Source organism: Burkholderia sp. E168m22, from assembly GCF_001319805.1.
Classification (GTDB): Bacteria; Pseudomonadota; Gammaproteobacteria; order Burkholderiales; family Burkholderiaceae; genus Burkholderia; species Burkholderia orbicola.
This window is the reverse complement of record NZ_BBSK01000077.1, coordinates 23090-29918: the sequence shown is the minus strand read 5'-3', so window position 1 is coordinate 29918 and position 6829 is coordinate 23090. Positions and strand designations below refer to the sequence as shown.

Annotated in this window: 7 protein-coding genes and 1 pseudogene; 2 read left to right on the top strand and 6 right to left on the bottom strand. The window is 67.7% G+C overall.

All coding sequences use genetic code 11. The features are described from left to right. Nucleotides 1–357 (top strand): annotated as a pseudogene (locus AP428_RS17825) (PLP-dependent aminotransferase family protein); the annotation flags it as partial. A 42-nt stretch (nt 358–399) separates the two neighbouring features. Here the strand turns inward: AP428_RS17825 and AP428_RS17820 are convergent. Beyond that, nucleotides 400–1833, bottom strand: a complete 1434-nt coding sequence (locus AP428_RS17820) for a nicotinate phosphoribosyltransferase (protein WP_011547266.1) — start codon at nt 1831–1833, stop codon at nt 400–402. Nucleotides 1834–1906: 73 nt separating this feature from the next. Then, entirely contained in the window at nt 1907–2947 is a 1041-nt protein-coding gene (locus tag AP428_RS17815; RefSeq protein ID WP_011547265.1) for a bifunctional nicotinamide-nucleotide adenylyltransferase/Nudix hydroxylase, read from the bottom strand. A gap of 191 nt (nt 2948–3138) precedes the next feature. Here AP428_RS17815 and AP428_RS17810 point away from each other — a divergent pair, with 191 nt between their 5' ends. Beyond that, nucleotides 3139–3591, top strand: a complete 453-nt coding sequence (locus AP428_RS17810) for an SRPBCC family protein (protein WP_011547264.1) — start codon at nt 3139–3141, stop codon at nt 3589–3591. A 121-nt stretch (nt 3592–3712) separates the two neighbouring features. On the opposite strand, the gene speD is transcribed toward AP428_RS17810, so the two are convergent. The 4 genes from speD to AP428_RS17795 are packed head-to-tail and all read right to left on the bottom strand — an operon-like array spanning nt 3713 to nt 6806. Then, nucleotides 3713–4096 (bottom strand): adenosylmethionine decarboxylase, encoded by a 384-nt coding sequence (gene speD / locus AP428_RS17805; RefSeq protein WP_011547263.1) that lies wholly within the window; start codon nt 4094–4096, stop codon nt 3713–3715. Then, nucleotides 4093–4242 carry a hypothetical protein gene (locus tag AP428_RS36765; protein ID WP_153489189.1) on the bottom strand — a complete coding sequence of 50 codons (150 nt, stop codon included), beginning with the start codon at nt 4240–4242 and terminating at the stop codon, nt 4093–4095. Before AP428_RS36765 ends, speD begins: the two co-directional genes overlap by 4 nt. After that, nucleotides 4239–5756 carry a DUF4178 domain-containing protein gene (locus AP428_RS17800; protein ID WP_011547262.1) on the bottom strand — a complete coding sequence of 506 codons (1518 nt, stop codon included), beginning with the start codon at nt 5754–5756 and terminating at the stop codon, nt 4239–4241. The genes AP428_RS36765 and AP428_RS17800 overlap by 4 nt, the downstream gene beginning before the upstream one ends. Nucleotides 5757–5765: 9 nt before the next feature. Next, the gene (locus AP428_RS17795) at nt 5766–6806 is read right to left on the bottom strand and encodes an SPFH domain-containing protein (protein ID WP_011547261.1); all 1041 of its coding nucleotides are present in this window, start codon (nt 6804–6806) and stop codon (nt 5766–5768) included. Nucleotides 6807–6829 lie beyond the last annotated feature (23 nt).

The window sequence follows — 6829 nt, the reverse complement described above, 5'->3', positions numbered from 1 at the left end:
GACAGTCTGCGCGCGCGTCTCGCCGATGCGATGGGCGAAACGATCCGGCGCCTCGGGCGGGCGGGGCTCGCGATCTGGACGGAGCCGCGCGGCGGGTTGTTCGTGTGGGCGGAGTTGCCGAACGGGCTCGACGCCGCACGCGTCGCACGCCATGCGCTGGACCACGACGTCGTGCTCGCCCCCGGCAACGTGTTCAGCGCGTCGCGCAGCGCGACGTCGTACCTGCGCTTCAACGTGTCGCGCTGCAAGGGGCCGGCGGTGTTCGATGCGCTGGCGCGAGCGATGGAGGCGACGCGGGTGGGGGAGCGCGGCGGTGCGCCGGCGGATGCCGGCAGCCCGGTGCTGACCGGCAAGTGAAGCGAGCCGGCTGCACAGCGGCGGGCTGCCCCGCCGCCTGCGTCACACCTCCCCCGCATGCGCCCTCGCCCGCACCTCGGCGAACGACGTATCGACGAGCAGGCGCCCCGTGTCGAACACCGTCTCGAGCGCCTCGTCCCATTCGCCTTCCAGCGCACGATCGTCCCACGCAACCGGCAACGTCACCGTCCGATACTCGCCAGAGCGCCAGTTGCGCAACAGCGTCAGCCGCCCCTGCTTCGAGCGCTTGCCCTGATCGGTGACCGGATCCTTGCGGACGTCGTGCCACACGTCGCCGCGCCGGATCGCCGAACACTTCATCGCGAAGCGCTGCGTATCGCGGTTCACCCGCTGCAACAACGCACCGCCCATGCCGAACATCACGTTGCCGGCCGCATAGCCCGCCTCGTCGAGCGCGACGAGGATCGCCTCGATCGACTGCTCGTCGACACCGTCGCCCTGGATCACGCGCACGTGGTTCAGCACGCGCCGCCCCTTGCCGTTCACGGTCGAACCGAACGACGCATCGAGCGCCCGCACGGTCTGCAGCACGATCGTCACCGGGTCGCCGGAATCGGGACGCACGACGAGCGTCGCGCCCGAATCGATCACCGCCTGCCGGAGTTCGCCGCCCCACAGATCGAGCGCGGCGAACAGATCGTAGGAGTCCGATACGACCGATACGATCGCGCCCGGCAACCCGAAGCGTTTGATCATGTTGCGGTATGCATCGGCCTCGCCTTCGCGCCCCCACGACGTGATCGTGCTGTGCTCGGCCGCCGGCACCGAATACGCGGCCATCGGCTCGCGATAAAAGCGGTTCGCGGCCAGCACGCCGAGCACCGTGTCCGAGCCCATGAAGCTCACGAGGTGCGCGGCGCCGCCGATCGCGGCCGATTCCGCGCTCGACACGCCGCGTGCGCCGAAGTCGTGCAGCTTGAACGGCAGTTGCGCGAGATCGTCATCGGTCCGTTCGAGGAAACGGCGAATCGTTTGCCGAAGATGCCAGCTACGGGTCGCCACCGTCACCGGATACCAGATGCGCAACAGCATCGTCTCGAGATACGACGCGAGCCAGAACACCTGCGGATCGTCGCATTCGACCGTCATCAGTACGTTGTGCACCGGCACGATCGAGCCTTCCGGCACCGCTCGGATCTTCACCGGCAGGTAGCCGTCGTAGCGCTCGACGATATGACGCCATCCTGCTTCGTTGAACGGCTCGCCGTGCACCGTGAAGAAATCGCGCGCGTCGTCGATCATCGCGTGCGTCACGGGCTTGCACAGATACTCCTTCAGCAGCATCTGCAGGCCGAAGAACAGCGTGCGGTCGTAGCGGCCGCCGCGCGATTCGACGTACGAGAACATCGCCGATGCGTCCGGCGGATACTGCAGGAAGTGGGAAGCCTTGTACGAATCCGTGTTGAGAATCGGATTGGCGAGAACCGCGGCAAAGCCGCCGGGATCGTTTTGCATGGCTAGAGCTCCTCTAGGCCGTTGAAGTGCCGCCGCGTCTGTCGCGGCGGACCGGATGCGGGGAATCAGCGCGTCACAGCTTCCCCAGGAAGTGATACGCGATGTCGAAGTGATCCTCGAACATCACGTTGCGCATCTGCGCGAATTCGTTGAGCGGGACCCAGCGCGCCTTGTCGGCGTCGTCGCTGCCCTTCACGCGCGGCAACTCGCCGGTCGGGAAGTTGAACAGGCACGCATGCGTGATCGTGCGGCCGCGCAGCGAACGCGTCGGGTGATCGAACACCTGGCGATCCTTGATCGAGCCGCGCAGTACGGGCTCCGGCAGCTTGAGGCCGGTTTCCTCGCGCAGCTCGCGGATGCACGCCGCATCGAGCCGCTCGTCCTGGTTCACGAAGCCGCCCGGCAGCGCCCACAGGCCGCGGCCCGGTTCGCTGCGGCGGCGCACGAGCAGGATATGCCCCGAGTGCACGACCACCGCGTCGACCGTCACGAACGTGACCGGATACGGCGCGGCCGCCCACGCCTTGCGATACGCGGCGATGAATTCGGCTTCCGACTTCAGTTGCGCGAATTCCGGCTGCGTGCGAAAACGCTCGAGCCAGCCGAACACGGGTTCCGGCACGGCCCACTGCACGAAGCTGTTGGTGCGTTCGGCGAAATACTGGTCGCGGATCTCGGTGGCGAAAATGTCTTCCGTCGCGTCGACGTCGACGAGCTCCCATTGCGGGAACATCCGCAGGTAATACGACGTGGCGTCCTTCTCGTGGCCGATCAGCCCGACCTTGCGTTGCGCGACGTCGCCGAGCGCGACGGCCACCGCATCCTGCACCCAGCGCACCCAGTCGCCGTCGTTGTAGGTCGAATCCTGCAGCGGGGCGATCGTCACGCGATCGCGCTCGGACGCGTCGAGCAGCGAAGCCAGCATCTGGCGGCGCTCGTCGAACGAGAACGGGTCCTTGATGGTGCGGGGCTTGTCGGTCGACCCGATCAGCACGCACACGCGTTCGGCCCGACTCAGTGCCGACTTCAGCACGTTCAGGTGACCACGATGCGGAGGCTGGAAACGACCAATGAAAACGAGCGCGTCGAAGCGCCGGTTCTGTTGCGTACTCATGAGGCTCCCTCAAGAGATTGAAACGCTCCGGGTCTGTCCCGAAGGGTTGGGATAAATCCTAGGGGAATTCCCGAGGTGCGTCAATCGCGCTTGTTCGAGCGCATGCTCGACTTGACGAAGTCTGACGAAACACAGGTTATTGGCGCGGTACACTCGATTTCATCCCAATCCGCGCCGCGCCGCCCACCCTCATGAGGATCTCAGTCAGCCGGACCGTCGGCGTCGACCGCAGGCGCCTGTTCACGTGGTCGCAGGACTACGGACGGCGGCTCGTGTGGGACAACTTCCTCAGCGACGCCTATCTGCTCGACGGCACGACCGCCGATGTCGGCGTCGACGCGTTTTGCCGCAGCCAGTCGGGCGCGACGATGGTGTCGCGCTACATCTCGTACCGTCCGCCGCAGGTCGCCGCCGTCGAAATGGTCGAAGGCCCGAAGGTGCTCGAACGCTTCAGCGGCAGCTGGAACTTCGTCGAGCACACGCCCGGGTCGACCGAGGTGAAGTTCACGTACCACTTCCGCGCGCAGCCGTCGTGGCTGCGCTGGCTGCTCGAACCGCTGATCGGCGCGTTCTATCTCGTGCAGACGCGCCGGCGTCTCGATTCGTTCAAGCGCTGGGCCGAAGCCGAAGCGCTGCCGCGCTGACCGGCATGCGCCGGCGGCCGCGCCGCCCGCTATTTGCCGGATTCACCGAGCCGGGGAAACGACCGGCGGCCGCCATCCCGACGACCCGCCGTGGCCGATGCACGGCACGCGGCATCCTGGCTCAGGCCAGCGCACTGCCGCGCGCCATCTGCTGCCGAACCTGCGCGTGCGTGCCGAGTGCCGCGGCGATCGCATCGACCGCATCGGCCGCGCGCGCCGCGCCGCACATGAACGCATCGACGGCCGCGAAGCGATGCTCGGGCCACGTATGGATCGTGATGTGCGACTCCGCCAGCAACACGACACCCGTCACGCCATGCTCGCCGCCGAAATGATGGAAATGCGCGCCGATCACGCGCGCGCCGGCCCATCGCGCCGCATCGGTGAGGATCGCTTCGAGCCGCGCGGCGTCGCGCAGCAGCGCCGCATCGATGCCCGCCAGGTCGGCCAGCACGTGCGAGCCGAGCGTCGCGCACGGCGGCGCGATCCCGTCGCGCGCGGTCATTTGTGCGACCCGTACGACGAGTAACCGCTGCGCGCCGACGAGCTGCCCCACCCGCCGCCGCCCGAACCGCTGCCGCCAATCGACGCGCAGCTGAACAGCGTGACGACGATCAGGCCGTAGACGCCGTAGAGGATGTACCGGATCACGCGTTGCCCCCGTCCGACGCAAACCGCTTCCACAGCCATTCCGGCAGCCACAGCACCAGCAGGCCGACCAGCACGTAGACGGAGCGGCCGGTGAACGAGAACAGCGAACCGAGGTTGAAGATCACGAGCAGCGCGCTGAACATGAACGGCAGCGGCGCGAAACTGTGCGGCCCCTTGCTGCCGAACAGACCCATCGATTCGGTCGCGCCCGTGGCGGCCGTCGTGGCCGCGGCCAGCGCCGGCGTGCCGAAGCGTTCGGCGAGCGCGCCGCCCGACAGCGGTCGCGCACGCGACCAGACGATCTCCGCGTCACTGCGCTCGCGCGTCAGCTTGTCCTTCTGCCAGCCGTAGTCGATGATCGACGTGCGATCGCCCGCCTGCACGCGCCAGTTGAATGCCCCGACCACGTAGACGACCTCCGATTCGTATTCCTCACGCAGCCGGTAGGTCTTGCCGCCTTCGGTCACGTTGCCGGATTCGCTGCCGATCGTCGGCCAGTGGTCGAGCACCTGCACGCGTTCCCAGCGCCCTTCGCTCTGCACGAGCCACAGGAAACCGCGTTTCGGGTTCAGCAGCAGGTATTCGTCCCACGTCTCGTCGTCGCCCGGCACGCGGCAGCGCATCATGCCGATCACCGTGTACTTCACGCCGTCGAACGTGCCGATCGCGCCGAGTTCGAGCGCGCCCTTCACCGATTCGAGCTTGCGCCGGGCCGCGAACACGGTCTGCTGCTCGGCCGTGCACTGCACGCCCGCGTGGCAACTGCCGCACACGACGTAGTCGGCCACGTTCGGCGCATACGACAGCGGCGCGCCGCAGCTCGGGCACGCGAACGGCACCAGCTCCGCGCCGCGCTTCTCGCGCGTATCGTTTTCGATGTCGCGCAGCCCCGTGAACGCGAGCGCGTCGAATTCCAGCGCCTCGCCCGCGTAGACGGCCGGGCTGCCGCCGTTCGACCCGGCGTCGGAATAGTCGCAGGTCGCGAATGCATTGCCCGTGCGCAGGTCGGCGACGCGCGCCTCCCAGCCGGCATCGACGCGAAACGGCAGTTCGCCGTCACCGCCCGTGCAGCGCGCGGTACGCACGTCCGACACCAGATACGCGCGGCCGCCGTGGTCGATCCGCATGCCCGGTTCGAGCGTGTCGAATGCGGGCCACGCGCCGCCCGACGCATCGTCGGGTTCGCGCACCGTGATCGCGTACTGCCCCGACGCATCCGACAGCCAGCCGAACGCGCCGTCGTCGAACACGACGTACCACTCGCTCCACGCGCCGGCGTCGTAGGTCATCTGGATGCGGCCGAGCACCGTGAACGCGCGCTTGTCGTAGCGCCCGGCCGTGCCGATCTGGATCGGCGATGCATCGTCGAGCACCGTCGCCAGTTCGCCGATGCGCTCGACCTCGGTGCCGCGCTTGAGCAACGTACTACGGCAAAACGCGCAGACGGCCATCACCGCCGCGGCCGAGCGAAACTCGACCGGCGCGCCGCACTGGGGGCACGAGGTACGGAACATGCGTGCCGCTTACCGGGTGAGCTTCGCGAGGATCTCGGCCTTCGCGCGCGAATATTCGTCTTCGGTCACGAGGCCCTTGTCGAACAGTGCCTTCAGCTGCTCGAGCCGCTGCACGTAATCAGTGCTCTCGGCCGCTGCGGCGGCCACCGGCGCGGCAACGGGCGTGGGCGGTGCGGCCTGCGCCGGTTGCGCGGCGCCCGCGATCTGGCCAGCCATCGCCTGCCCGATCGCCGCACCCGCGGCGAGCCCCGCGCCGACCCCGGCGATGCCGCCCGGGTTCTGCGCGGCGAGCGGAATCGCCTGCGCGGTCTGGTATTGCGTGGCGCGCGCGAGATCGCCGGCCATCCCGGCACCGATCCGCAGGTCGAGCGCCTTTTGCAGCTTGGCCGGCAGCGACACGCTCTCGACCGCGAACGCGTCGAGCGCCAGCCCGTAACGCGTGAACACCGGCACCAATGCCTCGGCGACGCGCTGCGACAGCAGCGACTGGTTCGCGGCCATGTCGACGAACGGCACGTCGGCCGAGCCGAACGTCGTGCTCATCGCGGTGACGACCAGATTGCGCAGTTGCTGCTCGAGATCGTCGACCGTGTATGCCGCGCGCGTGCCGCTCACCTCGCGGTGGAACGCAGCCGCATCGACGATCCGATACGAATAGATACCGAACGCGCGCAGTTGCACGAAGCCGAATTCGCGGTCGCGGATCGTCACCGGCTGCGCGGTGCCCCAGCGCCGGCCCAGCTGCAGCCGCGTGCTGAAGAAATAGACGTCGGACTTGAAAGGCGACTGAAAGAATTTGTCCCAGTTCTTCAGGTTCGTGAGTACCGGCAGCGTGCGCGTTTCCAGCGTGTAGAGCCCCGGCTGGAACACGTCGGCGACCTTGCCCTCGTTGACGAAGATCGCGACCTGGGTTTCGCGCACGGTCAGCTTGCCGCCGTACTGGATTTCCTGGTCTTCCATCGGATAGCGCCAGGCCAGCACGCCGTCGGTGTCTTCCGTCCATTGCAGGACGTCGATGAACTGCTTGCGGATGAATGAACCCAGACTCATGTCGGTCTCCTCGAAACGCGTGG